General features: G+C 54.5%; 17 protein-coding genes and 5 tRNA genes. 17 read left to right on the top strand and 5 right to left on the bottom strand.

Features of this window, described 5'->3' with window-relative positions:
• Positions 1-5: 5 nt before the first annotated feature.
• A complete protein-coding gene (rhlB, locus tag AC0IXH_RS16800; RefSeq protein WP_151038561.1) occupies positions 6-1,298 on the bottom strand; it encodes an ATP-dependent RNA helicase RhlB in 1,293 nt (430 codons plus the stop codon).
• Positions 1,299-1,415: 117 nt separating this feature from the next.
• On the opposite strand from rhlB, the gene trxA reads away from it, so the two are divergent.
• From trxA to AC0IXH_RS16715, 17 genes are all read left to right on the top strand, one after another.
• Positions 1,416-1,748: a thioredoxin TrxA gene (trxA, locus tag AC0IXH_RS16795; RefSeq protein ID WP_013200232.1), complete on the top strand. Its 333-nt coding sequence runs from the start codon at positions 1,416-1,418 to the stop codon at positions 1,746-1,748.
• A 388-nt stretch (positions 1,749-2,136) separates the two neighbouring features.
• Positions 2,137-3,396 (top strand): transcription termination factor Rho, encoded by a 1,260-nt coding sequence (gene rho, locus AC0IXH_RS16790; RefSeq protein WP_013200233.1) that lies wholly within the window; start codon positions 2,137-2,139, stop codon positions 3,394-3,396.
• Between the two features lie 320 nt (positions 3,397-3,716).
• Positions 3,717-4,796: a UDP-N-acetylglucosamine--undecaprenyl-phosphate N-acetylglucosaminephosphotransferase gene (gene wecA / locus AC0IXH_RS16785; protein ID WP_106382082.1), complete on the top strand. Its 1,080-nt coding sequence runs from the start codon at positions 3,717-3,719 to the stop codon at positions 4,794-4,796.
• Between the two features lie 50 nt (positions 4,797-4,846).
• Positions 4,847-5,872, top strand: a complete 1,026-nt coding sequence (wzzE, locus tag AC0IXH_RS16780; RefSeq protein WP_346596385.1) for an ECA polysaccharide chain length modulation protein — start codon at positions 4,847-4,849, stop codon at positions 5,870-5,872.
• 48 nt (positions 5,873-5,920) lie between these two features.
• A complete protein-coding gene (gene wecB / locus AC0IXH_RS16775) occupies positions 5,921-7,051 on the top strand; it encodes a non-hydrolyzing UDP-N-acetylglucosamine 2-epimerase (protein WP_206404790.1) in 1,131 nt (376 codons plus the stop codon).
• On the top strand, positions 7,048-8,310 hold the full coding sequence (wecC, locus tag AC0IXH_RS16770; protein WP_134823181.1) for a UDP-N-acetyl-D-mannosamine dehydrogenase: 1,263 nt from the start codon (positions 7,048-7,050) through the stop codon (positions 8,308-8,310). Before wecB ends, wecC begins: the two co-directional genes overlap by 4 nt.
• Positions 8,307-9,026, top strand: coding sequence for a dTDP-4-amino-4,6-dideoxy-D-galactose acyltransferase (gene rffC, locus AC0IXH_RS16765; RefSeq protein WP_013200238.1), 720 nt, complete (start codon positions 8,307-8,309; stop codon positions 9,024-9,026). Before wecC ends, rffC begins: the two co-directional genes overlap by 4 nt.
• A gap of 4 nt (positions 9,027-9,030) precedes the next feature.
• Positions 9,031-10,161, top strand: coding sequence for a dTDP-4-amino-4,6-dideoxygalactose transaminase (rffA, locus tag AC0IXH_RS16760; protein WP_053142042.1), 1,131 nt, complete (start codon positions 9,031-9,033; stop codon positions 10,159-10,161).
• Position 10,162: 1 nt separating this feature from the next.
• Positions 10,163-11,413, top strand: coding sequence for a lipid III flippase WzxE (gene wzxE / locus AC0IXH_RS16755; protein WP_346600805.1), 1,251 nt, complete (start codon positions 10,163-10,165; stop codon positions 11,411-11,413).
• On the top strand, positions 11,410-12,477 hold the full coding sequence (locus AC0IXH_RS16750) for a TDP-N-acetylfucosamine:lipid II N-acetylfucosaminyltransferase (protein WP_471720737.1): 1,068 nt from the start codon (positions 11,410-11,412) through the stop codon (positions 12,475-12,477). The genes wzxE and AC0IXH_RS16750 overlap by 4 nt, the downstream gene beginning before the upstream one ends.
• Positions 12,474-13,814, top strand: a complete 1,341-nt coding sequence (wzyE, locus tag AC0IXH_RS16745; protein WP_206404784.1) for an ECA oligosaccharide polymerase — start codon at positions 12,474-12,476, stop codon at positions 13,812-13,814. Before AC0IXH_RS16750 ends, wzyE begins: the two co-directional genes overlap by 4 nt.
• Positions 13,815-13,867: 53 nt before the next feature.
• On the top strand, positions 13,868-14,599 hold the full coding sequence (gene wecG / locus AC0IXH_RS16740) for a lipopolysaccharide N-acetylmannosaminouronosyltransferase (RefSeq protein ID WP_106382076.1): 732 nt from the start codon (positions 13,868-13,870) through the stop codon (positions 14,597-14,599).
• Between the two features lie 180 nt (positions 14,600-14,779).
• Positions 14,780-14,856: transfer RNA gene (locus AC0IXH_RS16735), tRNA-Arg, on the top strand.
• A gap of 88 nt (positions 14,857-14,944) precedes the next feature.
• Positions 14,945-15,020 (top strand) — tRNA-His (locus AC0IXH_RS16730).
• A 15-nt stretch (positions 15,021-15,035) separates the two neighbouring features.
• Positions 15,036-15,122 (top strand) — tRNA-Leu (locus AC0IXH_RS16725).
• A gap of 37 nt (positions 15,123-15,159) precedes the next feature.
• Positions 15,160-15,236 (top strand) — tRNA-Pro (locus AC0IXH_RS16720).
• Between the two features lie 90 nt (positions 15,237-15,326).
• Positions 15,327-15,403, top strand: a tRNA-Pro gene (locus tag AC0IXH_RS16715).
• 577 nt (positions 15,404-15,980) lie between these two features.
• On the opposite strand, the gene hemY is transcribed toward AC0IXH_RS16715, so the two are convergent.
• From hemY to hemC, 4 genes are read right to left on the bottom strand one after another with little or no spacing between them, the layout of a single operon-like run.
• Positions 15,981-17,171 carry a protoheme IX biogenesis protein HemY gene (gene hemY / locus AC0IXH_RS16710; RefSeq protein WP_013200244.1) on the bottom strand — a complete coding sequence of 397 codons (1,191 nt, stop codon included), beginning with the start codon at positions 17,169-17,171 and terminating at the stop codon, positions 15,981-15,983.
• 2 nt (positions 17,172-17,173) lie between these two features.
• Positions 17,174-18,304, bottom strand: a complete 1,131-nt coding sequence (gene hemX, locus AC0IXH_RS16705; protein ID WP_338572105.1) for a uroporphyrinogen-III C-methyltransferase — start codon at positions 18,302-18,304, stop codon at positions 17,174-17,176.
• 17 nt (positions 18,305-18,321) lie between these two features.
• A complete protein-coding gene (gene hemD, locus AC0IXH_RS16700) occupies positions 18,322-19,068 on the bottom strand; it encodes a uroporphyrinogen-III synthase (protein WP_471720736.1) in 747 nt (248 codons plus the stop codon).
• Positions 19,065-20,006 (bottom strand): hydroxymethylbilane synthase, encoded by a 942-nt coding sequence (gene hemC / locus AC0IXH_RS16695; RefSeq protein WP_106382073.1) that lies wholly within the window; start codon positions 20,004-20,006, stop codon positions 19,065-19,067. The genes hemD and hemC overlap by 4 nt, the downstream gene beginning before the upstream one ends.
• Between the last annotated feature and the right edge of the window lie 279 nt (positions 20,007-20,285).

Raw genomic sequence — 20,285 nt, 5'->3', positions numbered from 1 at the left:
CTGTTTTAACCTGAACGTTTACGGTTATTGTTGCGTGGTGCACTGCTGCGGCGATTGTTGTTGCCGCCACGACGTGGACCATTGCCAGAACGATGACGTGTTAAACGCTTCGGTGGCGGCAGATCGGTCATCAGCGCATCACTGTTATAGCGGCTCACGGTAATGCTGTGGCCAATATACTCTTCGATAGCAGGCAGATTCAGCGCGTACTCTTCGCACGCCAGGCTGATGGAATGTCCATTGGCGCCAGCGCGTCCGGTACGACCAATACGGTGCACATAGTCTTCACGGTCATCCGGCAGGTCATAGTTGAACACGTGAGTTACCGCAGGGATATGCAGGCCACGCGCGGCAACGTCGGTGGCGACCAGGATATCAACATCACCTTTAGTGAAGTCATCCAGAATACGCAGACGTTTCTTCTGTGCCACATCGCCGGTCAACAGCCCAACACGGTGTCCATCTGCTGCCAGGTGGCCCCAGACATCTTCACAACGGTGCTTGGTGTTCGCGAAGATGATGGCACGATCTGGCCACTCTTCTTCCAGCAAAGTTTGCAGCAGGCGCATCTTCTCTTCATTAGAAGGATAGAAAAGTTCTTCTTTAATGCGGTGGCCGGTTTTCTGCTCGGGTTCCACTTCTACATATTCCGCGTTGTTCATGTTTTCGAACGCCAGTTCGCGAACACGGAAAGAGAGGGTCGCGGAGAACAGCATATTCAGACGCTGATTTGCCGCAGGCATCCGGCGGAACAGCCAACGAATATCTTTAATAAAGCCGAGATCGAACATGCGATCCGCTTCATCGAGCACAACCACCTGAATGGCGCCGAGGTTAACGTGATTTTGCTTGGTATAGTCAATCAGTCGGCCAGTGGTGCCGATTAAAATATCGACACCGCTTTCCAGCACTTTCAGCTGCTTATCGTAGCCGTCACCGCCATAAGCAAGCCCAAGCTTGAGACCGGTTGCCTGCGTCAGCGGTTCAGCATCAGCGTGGATCTGTACGGCTAATTCGCGCGTAGGGGCCAGGATCAGCGCACGTGGCTGATTCACCTGACGGCCTTCTGGCGCAGGGTTAGAAAGAAGATGATGGAACGTTGACGTCAGGAACGCCATCGTTTTTCCGGTACCGGTTTGCGCCTGTCCCGCTACATCACGCCCTGAGAGCGTGAAAGGCAATGCCAGCGCCTGAATCGGCGTGCAGTTATGAAAGCCTTTAGTTTCAAGGGCTTCAATCACCTGAGGGTGCAGGGCGAAGTCGGAAAACTTCTGTTCGGTTAAGTGTGTTTTGCTCATAGTGTGGTAGAATATCAGCTTACTATTGCTTTACGAAAGCGTATCCGGTGAAATAAAGTCAACCTAAGTTGGCAGATTTTACGCCAACCAGCCAGGCATAATCTTTTGGAGTAAGACATGAGCAGCGATAAAATTGTTCACCTGACCGACGACAGCTTCGATTCCGACGTATTAAAAGCAGAAGGTTTGACGCTGGTCGACTTCTGGGCAGAGTGGTGTGGTCCTTGTAAAATGATCGCCCCAATCCTCGATGAAGTCGCCGAAGAGTACGACGGCAAGCTGACAATCGCGAAACTGAATATCGACGATAATCCGGGCACCGCGCCTAAATACGGTATTCGTGGTATTCCTACTTTGCTGCTGTTCAAAAACGGCGAAGTCGCGGCGACTAAAGTTGGCGCCCTTTCAAAAGGCCAGCTCAAAGAGTTCCTTAACGCGAACCTGGGCTAACAGCCTGTCCGGCGCCAGGTCTGAGGGGGTTTATTTGCCCTCAGACCTGGCGCCTGGCATATTTTTAGTCAGCTGCTAGACGTTTCACATCAGTCGTGCTAAGTTGTTTTTACTGCACTACGAACTTACCTGTAGTTTGAATCTTAGATTTATTCCTTGTTGAACGCCTAATCATCTTCTCCTTATGGGCATTCAGCAATCTGACGGTTAGCATCATCAGAATTTCCGGCGTCTTGTCCTTACCGTCTCCTCGTCTCAGATTTGCGTTTTCCTGCACGTGATCATCGAGCGGATCCTGACAAGAGTGCCATTAACAGGCATGGATTTTTCGCCATACCACTTACGACAATCATTCCGAGATTTACCCCGAGTTTAAGAACCCACCATTATGAATCTTACCGAATTAAAAAATACGCCGGTTTCTGACCTGATTACACTCGGCGAAAACATGGGGCTTGAAAACCAGGCTCGTATGCGCAAACAGGACATTATCTTCTCCATCCTGAAGCAGCATGCAAAAAGCGGCGAAGACATCTTCGGCGACGGCGTACTGGAAATTTTGCAGGATGGCTTTGGATTCCTCCGTTCTGGAGACAGTTCCTACCTCGCCGGCCCTGATGATATCTACGTTTCCCCTAGCCAAATCCGCCGCTTCAACCTCCGCACAGGTGACACCATTTCCGGCAAGATCCGCCCGCCGAAAGAAGGTGAGCGTTATTTCGCCCTGCTGAAAGTTAATGAAGTTAACTACGACAAACCCGAAAACGCCCGCAACAAAATCCTGTTCGAAAACTTAACCCCGCTGCATGCAAACTCTCGTCTGCGTATGGAACGTGGTAACGGTTCGACCGAGGATTTGACCGCTCGCGTACTGGACCTGGCCTCGCCAATTGGTCGTGGTCAGCGTGGTCTGATCGTTGCACCACCAAAAGCCGGTAAAACCATGCTGCTGCAGAACATCGCCACCAGCATTGCTTACAACCACCCAGACTGCGTACTGATGGTACTGCTGATTGACGAGCGTCCGGAAGAAGTGACCGAGATGCAGCGTCTGGTGAAAGGCGAAGTGATTGCATCTACCTTCGATGAGCCAGCATCCCGCCACGTGCAGGTTGCCGAAATGGTTATCGAGAAGGCCAAGCGCCTGGTTGAGCACAAGAAAGACGTGATCATCCTGCTGGACTCCATTACCCGTCTGGCGCGTGCTTACAACACCGTAGTTCCTGCTTCAGGTAAAGTCCTGACCGGTGGTGTTGATGCCAACGCCCTGCACCGTCCAAAGCGTTTCTTCGGTGCTGCACGTAACGTAGAGGAGGGCGGAAGCCTGACAATCATCGCCACCGCACTGGTTGATACCGGTTCGAAGATGGACGAAGTGATCTACGAAGAATTTAAAGGTACAGGCAACATGGAACTGCATCTGGCGCGTAAAATCGCTGAGAAGCGTGTGTTCCCTGCTATCGACTACAACCGTTCCGGTACGCGTAAAGAAGAGCTGCTTACCAGCTCGGAAGAACTGCAGAAGATGTGGATCCTGCGCAAAATCATCCATCCAATGGGTGAAATTGACGCGATGGAGTTCCTCATCAACAAGTTGGCAATGACCAAAACCAACGATGAGTTCTTCGACATGATGAAACGCTCTTAAGGCGACTCATCGGGCTGTAACGTTCAGGTTCAGCCAGGCTGAACCTGCTCTTTCTGGCCTTTTCGTGTGGATCGGGCTGTTCGCGACAGCAAAAAAATAAGAAAACTCGGGGAACGCCACGCTCAGACGTGGCGTTTTTCGTTTATGGGCTATACGATATTCAGCAACTGGAGAATTAAACCAAAAGGTGCGGTTAGCAAAAAAGGGACTTTAAGCCGTTTTATGCTCATCACGCACAACAGAAATCAGAATTAAACGGATGTTAATGGCACATAAAATGCTTATAACACTGCGAGATTCTTTGCAGAGAGCTGGTTAATGTGAATTTACTCAATATGAGTACTGAGCTTGCTTTAATATTTGTCTTTTCGATGGTTTTCCTCTTTTTTGCCCGTAAAGCAGCTAAAAAGGTTGGTCTGGTAGACAAGCCTAACTACCGTAAGCGCCACCAGGGTGTGGTTCCTTTGGTGGGCGGCATCTCTGTTTTTGCCGGGACCTGCTTTGGCTTTGCCATCACTAACTTCTACATTCCCCACGCTCTGCTCTATCTTTGCTGCGCTGGCATGTTGGTCCTGATCGGTGCCCTCGACGACCGTTGGGATATCAGCGTCAAAATTCGTGCTATTGTCCAGGCCATTGTTGCCGTGCTGATGATGAGCATGGGTAAGCTTTACTTGCTCAGCCTGGGATACATCTTTGGTCCCTGGGAACTGATTGTTGGTCCCTTTGGTTATGTCCTTACCCTGTTTGCCGTCTGGGCAGCGATCAACGCCTTTAATATGGTGGATGGCATAGACGGACTGTTGGGTGGGCTGTCCTGCGTCACTTTCCTCGCGATGGGTATCATCCTGTTACTGGATGGCCAGCAGAGCCTGGCAATGTGGTGCTTCATCATGATTGTCGCCATCGTGCCCTATATCTTGTTGAACCTGGGCGTGTTCGGTCGCCGCTATAAAGTGTTTATGGGCGATGCGGGAAGTACGCTGATTGGGTTCACTATCATCTGGATCCTGCTCGAGGCGACACAGGGTCAGTATCACCCTATCACCCCGGTCACCGCGCTCTGGCTGATTGCTATCCCGTTGATGGACATGGTTGCTATTATGTACCGCCGCCTGAGTAAAGGGATGAGCCCGTTTTCCGCCGATCGGCAGCATATTCACCACCTGATTATGCGCGCCGGGTTCACCTCCAGGCAGGCGTGTTTCCTGATTACGCTGGCGGCAGCGTTGCTGGCTGCGGTGGGCGTGTTGGGCGAGTCGCTGAGTTTTATCCCTGACTGGGCGATGCTGGTGCTGTTCCTGCTGGCCTTTATGCTTTACGGCTACTGCATCAAGCGGGCATGGCGAGTGGCCAGAATGATCAAACGCTTCAAAAGACGCTTACGGCAGACACAGTAAAGCGCTTATTACCTCTGAAAAGCTGACCCTGATAACAAGGAATATGAAGTATGACGCATCCTGACGTTACCCATAACGAGCTGGATATTCGCGGGCTTTGCTGCACCTTATGGCAGGGTAAAAAATGGATTGCGGGCGTGGCGCTGGTGTTTGTCCTGCTTGCCTGGATCGGGTCACTGTTGGTGACGCCGCAATGGAGTACCACAGCGGTTACCGATCGTCCGACGGTCAACATGCTGAGCAGCTACTATTCGCAACAGCAATTCCTGAATAATCTGGATCTGCGCGCCAGTCAGTCTGCGGATACCCCTCCTTCGGTGATGGCTGAGGCCTACCAGGAGTTTGTGATGCAACTGTCTGCCTATGACACCCGTCGCGAATTCTGGCTGCAAACGGACTATTACAAGCAGCGGCAGCATGGCAACAACCGTGATGACGCAGTGTTGTTAGACGAGCTGATTGCCAACATTCAGTATCAGCCGGCGGATGCCGCTAAAAACCTCAATGATTCCGTGCGTCTGGTCGCTGAGACGTCGAAAGATGCCAATACGCTGTTACGCCAGTATGTGGCTTTCGCCAGCCAGCGTGCGGCCACGCACCTAAATGAAGAGCTGACCGGTGCCTGGGCAGCCAGAACCATCCAGATGAAAGCACAGGTTAAAAGGCAGGAAGCCGTCGCGAAAGCGATCTACGATCGTCAGGTGAACAGTGTTCAGCAGGCGTTGAAAATTGCCCAACAGCAGGGTTTTGAACAGGCCAAAACGGATACCCCTTCCGAACAGCTGCCCGATTCTGAACTGTTCCTGTTAGGTCGCCCGCTGCTGCAGGCCAGGCTGGAAAATCTGCAGGCGACCGGACCGGGTTACGATCTGGACTATGATCAAAACAAAGCCATGTTGTCGACCCTGAATGTCGGGCCAACATTGGTGACTACTTTCCAGACTTACCGCTATCTGCGTACACCGGAGGAGCCGGTGAAACGCGACAGCCCTCGTCGCCTGTTTTTGATGATTATGTGGGGCGCTGTGGGTGCCTTAATTGGGGCAGGGATTGCACTGGCACGCCGACCGCGCTAACCGCGGCTGGCCTGTTGTTATCAGACAGATGAACGAAAGAGAGTCACTGTGAAAGTATTAACAGTTTTTGGCACGCGCCCTGAAGCGATAAAAATGGCGCCGCTGGTCCATGCGCTGGCGCAGGATAGCGAGATTGACGCTCGCCTGTGCGTCACCGCACAGCATCGTGAGATGCTGGATCAGGTGCTGCAACTGTTCGCCATCGTTCCGGATTATGATCTGAATATCATGAGTCCGGGTCAGGGACTGACTGAAATCACCAGCCGGATTCTGGAAGGATTAAAGGCCGTATTCGCTGAATTCAAACCGGATGTGGTGCTGGTCCATGGCGATACCACCACGACCTTTGCTGCCAGCCTGGCGGCATTCTATCACCGCATCCCCGTTGGCCACGTTGAGGCTGGTCTGCGCACCGGCGACCTCTATTCTCCGTGGCCGGAAGAAGCTAACCGCACGCTGACCGGTCACCTTGCCACCTGGCATTTCACCCCGACGGAAAATGCCCGTCAGAACCTGCTGAAAGAAAACCTGCGCAGTGACCGGATGTTCGTCACCGGCAACTCGGTGATTGATGCGCTGTTCTGGGTAAGAGATCGGGTGTTGGGTGATACAGGACTACGGGAAGGCCTGGCTTCGCGCTATCCGTTCCTTGATTCAGACAAAAAAATGATTCTGGTCACTGGCCACCGACGCGAGAGTTTTGGTGGCGGTTTTGAACGCATTTGTAGCGCGCTGGCTGAAATTGCCCGCCTGCATCCTGATGTTCAGATTGTTTATCCTGTTCACCTGAATCCCAACGTCAGCGAGCCGGTAAACCGTATCCTGAGCGGCATCGACAATATCTTCCTGATTGAACCTCAGGAGTACCTGCCTTTTGTCTGGCTGATGGTGCGTTCCTGGCTAATCCTGACGGATTCCGGCGGTATTCAGGAAGAAGCGCCGTCATTGGGTAAACCGGTGCTGGTGATGCGCGAAACCACCGAGCGGCCAGAAGCGGTTGCGGCGGGAACGGTCAAGCTGGTGGGCACAGACGTACAGAAGATAGTTGGTGAGGCCACGCGCCTGCTGACGGATGAAGACGCTTATCAATCCATGAGCCGTGCCCATAACCCTTATGGTGACGGCCTGGCCTGCGAACGTATTGTGCAGGCACTAAAAAATAATCGGGTTACGTTATGATTTTCAATACCATTTCCATTATCGGCCTGGGCTACATTGGCCTGCCAACCGCAGCGGCATTTGCCTCACGGCAGAAGAAGGTCATTGGCATCGACATCAATGCGCACGCTGTTGAGACCATCAATCGCGGTGAGATCCACATCGTTGAGCCAGACCTCGACCGGGTTGTGAAGACCGCCGTTGAACAAGGTTACCTGCGCGCGGCAACCCAACCTGAAGAGGCCGATGCCTTTCTGATTGCTGTCCCAACACCGTTTAAAGACGATCATCAGCCCGATCTCAGCTGGGTGAAAGCGGCCGCTGAATCCATCGCGCCGGTGTTGAAGAAAGGGGACTTAGTGATCCTCGAATCGACCTCTCCGGTGGGTGCCACCGAGCAAATGGCGGCCTGGCTGGCGACAGCTCGTGAAGACCTGAGCTTCCCGCAACAGGTTGGTGAAGCGGCTGATGTGCATATTGCCTATTGTCCTGAGCGTGTTCTGCCGGGCAAGGTGATGGTCGAACTGTTCAAAAACGATCGGGTGATTGGCGGGATGACGCCAGCCTGCTCGCAGCTTGCCTGTGACCTGTACAATATCTTTCTTGAAGGTGAGTGCGTGGTCACCAACTCCCGCACTGCCGAAATGTGTAAGCTGACCGAAAACAGCTTCCGGGACGTCAACATCGCCTTTGCCAACGAGCTGTCGTTGATTTGTGCCGATCAGGGGATCAACGTCTGGGAACTGATTAGCCTGGCGAACCGCCATCCGCGGGTGAATATCCTGCAGCCCGGCCCTGGCGTTGGCGGCCACTGCATCGCCGTCGATCCCTGGTTTATCGTGGCGCAAAACCCGGTACAGGCGCGATTGATCCGCACCGCGCGTGAAGTGAATGACAGCAAACCGCTGTGGGTCCTTGAGCAGGTAAAAAAGGCATTAGCCGAGAGTCTGACCACCAGCGACAAGCGCGCCAGTGAGCTGACGATTGCCTGCTTTGGCCTGGCGTTTAAACCGGATATTGACGATCTGCGTGAAAGCCCGGCTATGCACGTGGCTGAAATGATCGCGGACTGGCATTCCGGCACCACGTTAGTGGTGGAACCGAACATTCACCAGCTTCCGGAGAAACTGGCCGGTAAAGCTGAGCTGGTTGGGCTGCATCACGCCCTGAAGCAGGCTGATGTGCTGGTGATGCTGGTCGATCACGCGCAGTTCAAAGCGATGGATGCGACACAAATCCACGCTCATCAGAGAGTGGATACCAAAGGAGTCTGGCAATGAGTGCCAGCAGCCAGCCTGCGCTTATGCCATCGGTAGCCCTCAACCCGCTGAGTTGGGAAAATACCTTCTTTGGCGTGAACAGTGGCTTGCTCTCATTTGAGGCGAATGGGTCGCCATTAACTGACGCGCTGTTTGCCGGCTACGATCTCGTTCAGGCGAAGGTGTTGTCGCAGCAGACCGCCGAGCTGGACGCGCTCAGCGCGCTGGGTTTTAAGCTGGTGGAAGGGGAAGCCGACTTTGTGCTGGGCATTGCCTCTGCAAGCCGCCCTGAAGGGATCCGGATTGCCAGAAAAGAGCATATTCCTGCCTTACGCGAAGCGGCAAGCGGCGCGTTTGCGCAAAGTCGCTTCCGTGCGCCCTGGTATCAGCCCGGTGACAGCGGCCGTTTCTATGCTCAGTGGATTGAAAACGCGGTGCTTGGCACCTTTGATCATCAATGCCTGCTTGCTATCAATGAGCAGGGCGATCTGCAGGGGTTTATCTCCCTACGTGAACTGTCGGATGGCAGTGCGCGCATCGGGCTGCTGGCGACGTTACCGGAAGCTCAGGGATTAGGAGTGGGACAGCGCATGATCGAAGCGGCGTCCGACTGGTGTCGCGCGCGACGCCTGACTCGTCTGCATGTGGCAACTCAACTGGGCAACTTACCCGCGCTCAGACTCTATCATCGCTGTGGGGGTGTTATAGAACGCACCGCTTACTGGCTCTACAGGTAACATTATGATCCCATTTAACGCACCACCGATCGTGGGAACCGAACTCGACTACATGAAATCGGCGATGGGAAGCGGCAAGCTGTGCGGCGACGGTGGATTTACCCGACGCTGCCAGCAGTGGATGGAAAATAAGTTCGGCAGCAAAAAAGTGCTGCTGACCCCATCCTGCACGGCCTCTCTGGAAATGGCCGCGATCCTGATCGATATCCAGCCTGGCGATGAAGTGATCATGCCAAGCTATACCTTCGTCTCAACGGCTAACGCCTTTGTGCTGCGCGGCGCGACTATCGTGTTCGTCGATATCCGCCCGGATACGTTGAACATGGATGAGACGCTGATTGAAGCGGCGATCACCGACAAAACCAAAGCCATTGTTCCGGTTCATTACGCCGGCGTCTCCTGTGATATGGACGTGATTATGGCGCTGGCAGCCAAACACCATCTGTTTGTGATTGAAGACGCCGCACAGGGCGTGATGTCCACCTGGAAAGGCAAAGCGCTGGGGACAATTGGTCATATTGGCTGCTTCAGCTTCCACGAAACCAAGAATTACACGGCAGGCGGTGAAGGCGGCGCGACGTTAATTAACGATCCGGCTTTGGTTGAGCGTGCTGAAATCATCAGAGAGAAGGGCACGAATCGCAGCCAGTTTTTCCGTGGGCAAGTGGATAAGTATACCTGGCGCGATATTGGTTCCAGCTACCTGATGGCCGATTTGCAGGCGGCTTATCTGTGGGCCCAACTGGAAGCCGCGTCGGCGATTAACGCGCAGCGCCTGCGCTTGTGGCAGAACTACTACAGCGCGCTGCAGCCGATTGCGGCCAGCGGCCGGATTACCCTGCCCACCATCCCGTCGACCTGTCAGCATAACGCGCACATGTTTTACATCAAGCTGCATGATATTGACGACCGCACGGCGCTGATTAACTGGCTGAAGGAAGCCGAAATCCTGGCCGTCTTCCACTATATTCCGCTGCACTCTTCACCTGCCGGTCAGCGCTTTGGCCGCTTCCACGGCGAAGATCGCTACACCCAGTCCGAGAGTGAACGACTGCTGCGTCTGCCGCTGTTTTATAACCTCACTGATAATAATCAGCAGACGGTGATTAACTCCCTGCTGAGCTATTTTTCCTGATATGTCGCTGGCTAAAGCGTCGGTGTGGACGGCAGCGTCCACGCTGGTAAAAATTGCGGCCGGTCTGCTGGTGGTCAAAATGCTGGCGGTGTCATTTGGCCCGTCAGGCGTTGGTCAGGCAGGCAACTTCCGTCAGCTGATTACCGTGCTTGGCGTGCTGGCCGGGGCGGGTATTTTTAACGGTGTGACCAAATATGTTGCCGAATATCAGCAAAACCCAGCGCAACTTCAGGCGGTAACGGGCACCGCCTCGGCGATGGTGCTGGGCTTCTCCACTCTCCTGGCCATCGTATTTTTGCTGTTTGCCGGACCGATTAGCGTCGGCTTATTTGGCCACAGTGATTACCAGAACGTGGTGCGTATTGTCGCCTTCCTGCAGGCAGGCATTGCCTGGGCCAATCTGGCGCTGGCGGTAGTGAAAGGCTTCCGCGATGCGAAGGGCAATGCGCTGGCGCTGATCCTGGGCAGCCTGATTGGCGTAATGGCCTGGTTTGTCTGTTACTGGATCGGCGGCTATAGCGGGGCGCTGGTGGGCATGGCGATGGTTCCTGCGCTGGTGGTGGTGCCTGCGGCGTTGTTACTTGCAAAGCGTGATCATCTGCCGATGCGATTTTTCAAACCTCGCTGGGATGGGGCGATTGCCCGCAATCTGAGTAAGTTCACCCTGATGGCGCTGATGACCTCCATCACCTTGCCGGTGGCATGGATCATGATGCGAAATCTGCTGGCCGACCATAACGGCTGGGAGCAGGTAGGTCTCTGGCAAGGGGTGACCAGCATTTCAGATGCCTATCTGCAATTTATCACCGCCTCATTCAGCGTCTATTTGCTGCCAACGCTGTCGCGTCTGACCAGCAAAAAAGAGATCTCCCGGGAAATCCTGCGCTCGCTGAGTTTTGTACTGCCCGCGGTGATGGGAGTCAGCCTGATGGTATGGCTGTTGCGGGACGTGGCTATCTGGCTGCTGTTCTCCAGTCAGTTTACCGGCATGCGGGATCTCTTTATCTGGCAGCTGACCGGCGATGTCTTTAAAGTAGGCTCCTACGTTTTTGGTTATCTGGTGATCGCCAAAGCCTCACTACGTTTTTATGCCCTGACCGAGATCAGCCAGTTCATTCTGCTGACGCTGTTCGCGCGCTGGCTGATCCCGCTGCACGGGGCCACCGGCGCGGCACAAGCCTATATGGCGACGTATATGGTCTATTTTGCGCTCTGCGCAGGCACCTTTTTTCTTTATCGTAGAAAAGTATGACAACATTGATTCACGTTCTCGGCTCTGCCATTCCACACCATAATCAAACCGTGCTGCGCTTTTTTAATGACAGCGTGGCCGACGCCGTGCCGCGTGCGGAACCTCGTCAGTTTTGGGTGGTTGGGGAACCCGCCGCGGATTACAGCCGGTTGGCGATCCGCTGGTTTGCCAACAAACGCGCCATTGCCGATGCGGTCGTCGCGCTTGCACAGGCAGACAGACAAACCCATTTCTTTTTCCACGGACAGTTCAATCCCACGCTGTGGCTGGCGATCCTGTTCGGTAAGATTAAACCGGCGCAGGTTTACTGGCATATCTGGGGCGCAGATCTCTACGAACAGGCCGGTGGCCTCAAATTTCGTCTGTTCTATTTTCTGCGGCGGCTGGCGCAAAAAAGGGTCGGTCAGGTTTTTGCCACGCGTGGCGACATTAACTATTTCCAGCAACGCTATCCCGATGTCCCAGCGGCACTGCTCTATTTTCCGACCCGAATGGCTCAGGTGGCGTTGCCTGCCGCCGAAACGCAGCCAGAGATGACCTTGCTGGTAGGAAATTCTGGCGATGAAAGTAATCGCCATATTCAGGCGCTGCAGGAGATCCATCAGCAGTTTGGTCGTCAGGTTAATGTGGTGGTCCCGATGGGCTACCCGGAACACAATGACGCCTACATTCAGCGCGTGCGTGAAGCCGGGCTGGCACTTTTTGCGCCGGAAAGATTACAGATCCTCACGGAAAAGCTCGAGTTCGCCACTTATTTACAGCTGATCTCGCGCTGCGACCTGGGGTATTTTATTTTTGAACGTCAGCAGGGCATTGGCACATTATGCTTGCTGATCCAGGCCAACGTGCCGTTTGTGGTTAACCGTAAAAACCCATTCTGGCAGGATTTGACCGAGCAACAGGTGCCCGTGCTGTTTGCCGGCGATTCGCTGGATGCACAGGTGGTTGGCGAAGCAAAACGGCAAATGTCCCTGTTGGATAAACCCGCGATTGCCTTTTTTGAGCCTGCTTATCTCGACGGCTGGAAAACGGCGCTGGCCCAGGCTGAAGGAGAGAAGGCATGACGCTGATGCAATTTGCTGGTCTGCTGGTGGTCTGGCTGCTGTCGCTGGGGCTGATCCTGACGCTGACCTGGAAGGAATTTCGACGGGTAAAGTTCAACTTCAACGTCTTCTTTTCACTGCTATTTTTGCTGACATTTTACTTCGGCTTCCCGCTGACCTGCATGTTGGTGTTCGGCTTCAACGTTGAGGTGGTTCCCCCTGAATTTCTGCTCGAGGCGCTGCTTTCCGCTACCGGGTTTTATGCCATTTACTATGTCAGCTATAAAACACGCCTGCGGCCAGCCTCGTCCCAACCCAGCCGGCAGTTTTTCACCATCAACCGGGTCGAAGCGCATTTAACCTGGGGCATTCTGGCGGCGATAGCGCTGGGCACGGTGGCGGTATTCTTCCTGCACAACGGCTTCCTGCTTTTTAAGCTGCACAGTTACAGCCAGATCTTTTCTGCCGAAGTGTCAGGCGTCGCGCTGAAGCGCTTTTTCTACTTCTTTATCCCGGCGATGCTGGTGGTCTATTTCCTCAAACCCGGATTCCGTAACTGGTTGTTTTTCCTGGTGGCGACCGTCGCCTTTGGTTTACTGACCTATGCGGTAGTGGGTGGGACGCGGGCAAATATCATCATCGCTTTTGCGCTGTTCCTGTTTATCGGCATTATTCGCGGCTGGATCTCCTTGTGGATGCTGGCGATGGCGGGTGTGTTCTCCGTGGTCGGGATGTTCTGGCTGGCGCTGCGCCGCTATAACCTCGATGTCAGTGGCTCTGAAGCGTTCTATACCTTCCTGTATCTGACGAGGGACACCTTCTCCCCATGGGAAAACCTCGGCCTGCTGCTGCAAAATTACGACAAAATTGATTTCCAGGGACTGGCACCGATTGTTCGTGATTTTTACGTGTTTATCCCCAGCTGGTTGTGGCCCGACCGGCCCTCCATCGTGTTAAACAGCGGCAATTATTTCACCTGGGAGGTGTTGGATAACCATTCCGGGCTGGCAATTTCGCCGACGCTGATAGGCTCTCTGGTGGTGATGGGAGGCGCGTGGTTTATCCCGCCGGGCGCGGTAGCCGTGGGGATGATCATTAAATGGTTCGACTGGCTCTATCAAAAGGGACAGCAGGAAACCAACCGCTACAAGGCTGCGATCCTACAAAGTTTCTGCTTTGGCGCGGTGTTTAATATGATTGTGCTGGCACGTGAAGGCCTGGACTCTTTCGCTTCGCGAGTGGTGTTCTTCTGCCTGATCTTTGTGGTGGCGGTGGTGTTGGCGAAACTGCTGTTCTGGCTGTTTGATGCGGCAGGTCTGATCCGCCCCCGTAAAATGCCGGTCGCGCTACATGACTAATTTTCTCAGGCCTGCGGGCCTGATTTGTTGCATTTGACCTGAAGGAACCGATTGTGGATTCAGTACCGCTATACCAAATCCGCGGCTTCACGCTGCTCGGTTTTCGCGATATGGCTGCGTTTCTTGACTATCTCTATCTGGGAAAAAACCTCAAGACCGGCACGCTGGTGGCGATTAATGCGGAGAAAGTCCTGACCGCCGAAAGCCAGCCGGCGATCCGCCAGCTGATCGACGAAGCGGAATTTAAGTACGCCGACGGCATCAGCATCGTGCGGTCCGTACGCAAAAAATATCCGCAGGCGGAAGTCTCCCGCATTGCCGGTGCCGATTTGTGGGAAGGATTAATGGAACGTGCCGGACGCGAAGGCACGCCGGTGTTTCTGATTGGCGGCAAGCCTCAGGTGCTGGCACAAACGGAAGATAAGCTGCGTCGTCAGTGGAATGTGAACATTGTCGGTTCGCAGGACGGTTATTTTGCGCCGGCAGACCGCGAAGCCTTGTTTGCCCGAATTGCCGCGAGCGGCGCGAAGATTGTTACCGTGGCGATGGGATCGCCGCGACAGGAAATTCTGATGCGCGACTGCAAGGCCGTCTGGCCAGAAGCCCTGTATATGGGCGTGGGTGGCACCTACGACGTCTTTACCGGTCATGTGAAGCGTGCGCCTAAGATCTGGCAGAAAATGGGCCTGGAGTGGCTCTACCGGCTTATTATGCAGCCATCACGTCTGCGCAGGCAGCTCAGGCTGCTGAAATATCTGAACTATCACTGGCGTGGCGATCTGTAGTTTTCGTATTTGTTTGCCGGCGGTTGGCTGAATGCTGAACGTTTTAGCCCGGAAATCGGGTGAAAACGTTCGCCATTTAGACAGAACGCACAAAGCGTAATCAAACAAGATATTTAGTGATAAAAAGCACTGGACAGGATCGGCTCAAATACGTAGTATGCCCATCCGCAACGGCGCTAAGCGCCCGTAGCTCAGCTGGATAGAGCGCTGCCCTCCGGAGGCAGAGGTCTCAGGTTCGAATCCTGTCGGGCGCACCATTAATTTAGTGCAGCAAGAGCTGCGGTGGTAGTTTTACCGCGTTAGGTAGTAAGCAGTAAGAAGTTCGGTAGTACAGCAGTAGATGTGGTGGCTATAGCTCAGTTGGTAGAGCCCTGGATTGTGATTCCAGTTGTCGTGGGTTCGAGTCCCATTAGCCACCCCAGATTTTGTCCGGTACGCGATGGTGGCGGAATTGGTAGACGCGCTAGCTTCAGGTGTTAGTGTTCTTACGGACGTGAGGGTTCAAGTCCCTCCCTTCGCACCAACAAAATCAGCAGTATTGTGAAGCAGTAAGCAGTATTCGGCGAGTAGCGCAGCTTGGTAGCGCAACTGGTTTGGGACCAGTGGGTCGGAGGTTCGAATCCTCTCTCGCCGACCACTTTCAAAGACTTGCCGAGGCAGGTTTTTTTGCTTAAGGTCCACGGATCTTAGCAGCAGTAAAAAGCAGTAATGAAGTGCCAGCAGTATTCGGCGAGTAGCGCAGCTTGGTAGCGCAACTGGTTTGGGACCAGTGGGTCGGAGGTTCGAATCCTCTCTCGCCGACCAATTTAGAAAAACCCCGCTTTGGCGGGGTTTTTTGCTTTCCGCCATTCGCTATCCGCAGCCCTGTCGTTTCTTCCCGTTTTTTGTCTCCGTTAAGAGACAGCTAATTCGTTGTTTATTAAAGCCTTTACTCAACTTCATTTTCGCTGTCGTTAATCCACGACGCCCGTACAACCGTTTGTCGTTAAATGCCAACGGCCAGAACGGTGTTTGACTCACGTCGATGTGAATAAAATGGCTAACTATCAAAGAGTTAATATATTTTTCAGTGGTGTCGATAAAGCTGGCACGTCTCCTGCAATATCACCACTGTAGATGCTCATTCCACTCCTTATGATTGTTAACGCTTCATAAACCAGGAATGATGCAGAGCCCTTTACGGTACCTGTTGTCCGCCCGCCAGTCTCGCTTCGGCCTTACTGGAGTCCAGGGACAATACGTTGAGTCAGGTACCAGCCAAATTGTCTTACCGACCTGATCTTTACACCTGCCAGTTTGGCAGGTGTTTTTTTTGTCTGTCTGCCAGAAATCAGGCATAAAAAAACCGGGCACAGGGCCCGGTTATCTGGAGGACGCAGGATTACGGTGCGTTCTTCAGGGTCAGCAGCAACCCGTCACGCCGCATCTGTGCCGCTTCTTCTGGCTTATGCTGACGATCCAGCGTGTCAGCCAGCCAGGCGTAATCAAAGGCATCAGGACGCTGCTTAAGCGCTTCTCTGAAGGCCTCGGCTGCTTGCTCCCACTCGCCATGCTTCATCAGCAGCTGACCCAGCGTGCTGTGCAGCAATGGTGTGGCACCATGCTGTTTGATCTGCTGGCGCAGCGCTTTCTCAAGCTGTTCCGGATTGCCGGTCTTCAGGCGTGGCATCAGCAGGATTAAACGCTCGTCATAGGCCTTCTTGAGGCCATCCAGCACGATTTGCTGCGCCGTTTCGTGGTCATCACAGACGATCAGGTGATCCGCCATGGCAACCTGCAGGGCCGTCTCATTGCGCGTTTTACGGCTCTGATCCTGCCACCAGCGTTTCAATCCATCGCTACCCTGATCGGCCATTGCCTGGTTCATTAAGCCCAGCCAGGCTTCCTGTTGCAGCGCCAGACGATGCGCTTCATCCGACACCTGGGATTTCTCCATCGCAGGCAGGATATCCAGCAGGGCGCTCCAGGCACCGGTCCGCACGTAAGCCTGCTCAGCCAGACGCAGCACTTCAGGATGGCGCGGAGCCACTTCCAGCAGTCGATCAACACCATGACGCGCGGCGTGATCTTCATTACGCGCCAGTTGAATACGCACGCGGGTGATCTCCACCGGCAGCTGATCGCTGCCCGCCAGTTCCGCGGCACGTTCAAGGTGCTGGTTGGAACGAATTTCGTCACCACGTTGCTGAGCGGCTTCTGCTGCCAGCAGGTAGTTCACCACGGGCTGTTCCGCATGGTCAGCATTGCGCGACAGCAGTTTTTCAACCTGGCGATAATCTCCTTCAGCCAGCTTAACCAGCGCAGCATTGGTTTGCTTACGCGCGCGGTTACGCTTACGGCCCATAAACCAGCCACGGGTTCTGACGCCGGTGCGTAACAGGCGACGCAACACCCACTCCACCACCAGGATAACGATCAGTGACAGGATCAGGATGATGGCCAGGCCGGTAACGCTGGTTTCGATATTCCAGTTATCGGTCTGGATCAGCACATAACCCTGGTGGCCGGCCAGCATTGGGCCAAGCACCACGCCAGCAATCAGCAGGAGAAACAGTATCAGGACTTTAAGCATGCTTATTCTCCCTGCTGCTGTTGCCCGGCACTTGGCTGTGCCAGCAGGTTGCGCACGCGCGTTTGCATCAGTTTATCCAGCATCGGCTGGCTTTGCAGTGCATCCGGAACGTCCATTGAGACGCTTTGCTGGCTCAGGTCGTCCAGCTGGCTGAGAAACGCCTTCGTGGCCGGATCGTGAGTATCAAACCAGGCGCGAACCCAGGTCGACACCGTGTCGATGGACTGCTTATAGATTTGATCCTGATGACGTGGCACGGCCTGCGCCGCAATCAGCAGGCGTGAACGGATGTTTTCACGCAGATAGACATCCTGATTCGGGGCCAGCAGTGGTTCGGCAGTGGTATCGCGACGACGGATGGTGATGAAATCATCCATAAAGTTGTGCCAGCTTTTCACCAGATTCTGACGCCACTCGCGCAGGGAAGAAGAGAGCTCGCCGCTGTCCTGATCCATTGGGCTGCCGTCGGAGTCATTGTCGGCCAGGCGCAGGTTATCAACGCCATTGGAAAGCTGATTCAGTTTGAGGATGACGCCATCGTAATCCACCTGGCTAACGGCAGAAAGCGTGCTGATGTCCTGGGTCAAGGCGCGACGCACATCAATCAGGCTCGGGTCGTTCATATCGGCCAGACTCTGATCGGCGCTTTTAAGCAGTGCAGCCGCGGTGGTGACATCCTGATCGCTCCACAACTTACGGCCCGCCAGTTTCACCAGATAGTCGGCCTGAGCCAGCAGCCAGGTATGCGCATCATTGCCGGAAATGGTCGCGACTTTCTGTTTCAGCTCATCCAGCTGTTGGCTCATCGCCGTTTGCTGTTGATGGGCAGTGTCTAACGCGCTGCTCTGCGTCGCCAGTTGCTGCACCAGCGTCTGCTTGTCGCTGGCGGCCTGCTGCTGCAGGTCAGAGAGTTGATTAGCCAGCGTCTGATTAGCCGCAGCCTGCTGTTGAGCCTGGTGTTTACCATTTATATAAAGTCCAACGCCTATCGCCAGCGCGATCGCTATAGCCAGAACGCCCAACGCCGTGCCGGTATTCTTCGGCTTGCGGGGTGGTTTTTGTTCTGCTGTAGTGGTCTCACCCGCTGGGGTGGTTTCTTCAACCATGGCGGAGGAATTTTTTTGTTCCGTCATTGTGGCACATCCCATATTTAAGTTTGTTGTAACGCTCGCAGCAACGCGTCGTTATCGGCACCATCGGCTACCCGTATCTCTCGCCAGCCCAGTTCCCTGGCGCGAGTAGCCAAACGATCACTGACGACAACCAGTCGACAGTGCAGAAGCCATTCCTCACGATCAATCTCGGGGAACAGCGAATAAAGCTGTTGCAGCATTTCGCCACTGGTCACCACCAGCGTATCAATCTGACGATCGCGCCAGCGCCGACCTTCTATTGCACCCTGGTAAATCTTCGCACAACGTTGATAGCATTCAACAAACTGTACAGTAGCGCCGCGCGCTTGCAAGGTCTCTGCCAGCAGTTCACGCCCGCCGTTGCCCCTGAGGATCAGCGCGCGCTTGCCCGCAACCTGCTGCAAGGCCGGGAGCTGAATCAATATTTCGCTGGTTTCACGCTCGTGCGGCCAGACAACATCCAGTCCGCTTGCCGCATGCAGGGCCAAAGCCGTTGTCCGGCCAATAGCATAATAGTTCAAGCTGGCGGGCCATGATGCCTTCGAGCGCATAAGAGCAGGCTGCGCATAATGAATGGCCTGCTGCGACAGAATAAAAACCAGGTCATCCGGCCGCAGGGTGGCGAGGTGACCAGGCAGGCTGTCGAGATCAACGCCAGGCGTGAATTCAATTAGCGGCATCGCCCAAGCCGCCCGTCCTTGCGTGCGTAAACGGCTTACCAGCTCGTCGGCGGCCGGTGATGGACGGGTGACCAGGATGGTCATGCGGGAGGATTTCCCTGGTAAACCTCGGCAAGGATCTCGCGAGCGCCATTATTCAGCAGCTCTTCGGCCAGCGAGATGCCCATTTTTTCCGCATCGGCCCTTGGCCCACGGCGTTCGCCACGGATCATCGCGGTGCCGTCTGGGGAACCGACCAGCCCACGCAGCCAGAGTTCATCACCCTGCAGCAGCGCAAAGCTACCGATTGGCACCTGGCAGCCACCTTCCAGACGGGTGTTCATTGCCCGCTCCGCTTTCACACGGACGGCGGTGTCGTCATCATTTAAGGCTGACAGCAGCGCGATAGCCTGCGCATCATCCAGACGGCATTCAATGCCAACCGCGCCCTGACCAACGGCCGGCAAGGATTCTTCCGCCGGCATGGCATAGCGGATGCGATCGCCAAGGCCCAGGCGTTTCAGTCCGGCTACGGCAAGAATGATCGCGTCATACTCACCTGCATCGAGCTTGCCCAGACGCGTGCCGACGTTGCCACGCAGCGATCGGATGATCAAATCTGGTCGACGGGCGCTGAGCTGACATTGACGACGCAGGCTCGATGTTCCCACGACCGCGCCCTGCGGCAGGGCATCAACCGAGTCGTATTGATTAGAAACGAAGGCGTCGAGCGGATCTTCACGCTCGCAGATTGTGACCAGTCCCAGCCCTTCCGGGAAGGCGATTGGCACATCTTTCATCGAATGAACGGCAATATCTGCGCGGTCTTCGAGCATCGCCTGCTCCAGTTCTTTGACAAATAATCCCTTGCCGCCGACCTTAGCCAGCGGCGTGTCGAGGATCACATCACCCTTGGTCACCATCGGGACGAGTTCGACCCGAAGCCCCGGATGGCAAGCCATCAGACGCTGCTGAACATAATGTGCCTGCCAAAGTGCAAGCGGACTTTGCCTGGTGGCAATTCTTAAAATTTTGTCTAACATGCTTCTTACCGTTTTGATCGCTCATTGATTATCCTATCATTGATACGGGAATGCTGTCAGTTTCCACGCTGTCAAACGGCCACCAGCGGACGGATCACGGCATCTAAAACCAGGCAGAACGTAAAACGTGCTAAACTGTTGTGTAGCGCAACTTTCTTTACGGTCAATCTGCCAGGTGTTAGATTGATCACGTTTCCAGCAATAATTTGCCCGACTATTTTTAAATCAAGCGGCGGATTTCGGAAACAGGGTTTTTGTAAGCACTGGGATAATCAGGCG

The organism is Erwinia sp. AC075 (assembly GCF_979253995.1).
This window is presented reverse-complemented; position numbering and strand designations above follow the sequence as displayed.

What these genes read in the sequence shown, in the direction of transcription:
- rhlB (WP_151038561.1), bottom strand. Translation starts at nt 1,298, where the DNA reads ATGAGCAAAACACACTTAACCGAACAGAAGTTTTCCGACTTCGCCCTG.
- trxA (WP_013200232.1), top strand. Translation starts at nt 1,416, where the DNA reads ATGAGCAGCGATAAAATTGTTCACCTGACCGACGACAGCTTCGATTCC.
- rho (WP_013200233.1), top strand. Translation starts at nt 2,137, where the DNA reads ATGAATCTTACCGAATTAAAAAATACGCCGGTTTCTGACCTGATTACA.
- wzzE (WP_346596385.1), top strand. Translation starts at nt 4,847, where the DNA reads ATGACGCATCCTGACGTTACCCATAACGAGCTGGATATTCGCGGGCTT.
- wecC (WP_134823181.1), top strand. Translation starts at nt 7,048, where the DNA reads ATGATTTTCAATACCATTTCCATTATCGGCCTGGGCTACATTGGCCTG.
- rffC (WP_013200238.1), top strand. Translation starts at nt 8,307, where the DNA reads ATGAGTGCCAGCAGCCAGCCTGCGCTTATGCCATCGGTAGCCCTCAAC.
- rffA (WP_053142042.1), top strand. Translation starts at nt 9,031, where the DNA reads ATGATCCCATTTAACGCACCACCGATCGTGGGAACCGAACTCGACTAC.
- wzxE (WP_346600805.1), top strand. Translation starts at nt 10,163, where the DNA reads ATGTCGCTGGCTAAAGCGTCGGTGTGGACGGCAGCGTCCACGCTGGTA.
- AC0IXH_RS16750 (WP_471720737.1), top strand. Translation starts at nt 11,410, where the DNA reads ATGACAACATTGATTCACGTTCTCGGCTCTGCCATTCCACACCATAAT.
- wzyE (WP_206404784.1), top strand. Translation starts at nt 12,474, where the DNA reads ATGACGCTGATGCAATTTGCTGGTCTGCTGGTGGTCTGGCTGCTGTCG.
- hemY (WP_013200244.1), bottom strand. Translation starts at nt 17,171, where the DNA reads ATGCTTAAAGTCCTGATACTGTTTCTCCTGCTGATTGCTGGCGTGGTG.
- hemX (WP_338572105.1), bottom strand. Translation starts at nt 18,304, where the DNA reads ATGACGGAACAAAAAAATTCCTCCGCCATGGTTGAAGAAACCACCCCA.
- hemD (WP_471720736.1), bottom strand. Translation starts at nt 19,068, where the DNA reads ATGACCATCCTGGTCACCCGTCCATCACCGGCCGCCGACGAGCTGGTA.
- hemC (WP_106382073.1), bottom strand. Translation starts at nt 20,006, where the DNA reads ATGTTAGACAAAATTTTAAGAATTGCCACCAGGCAAAGTCCGCTTGCA.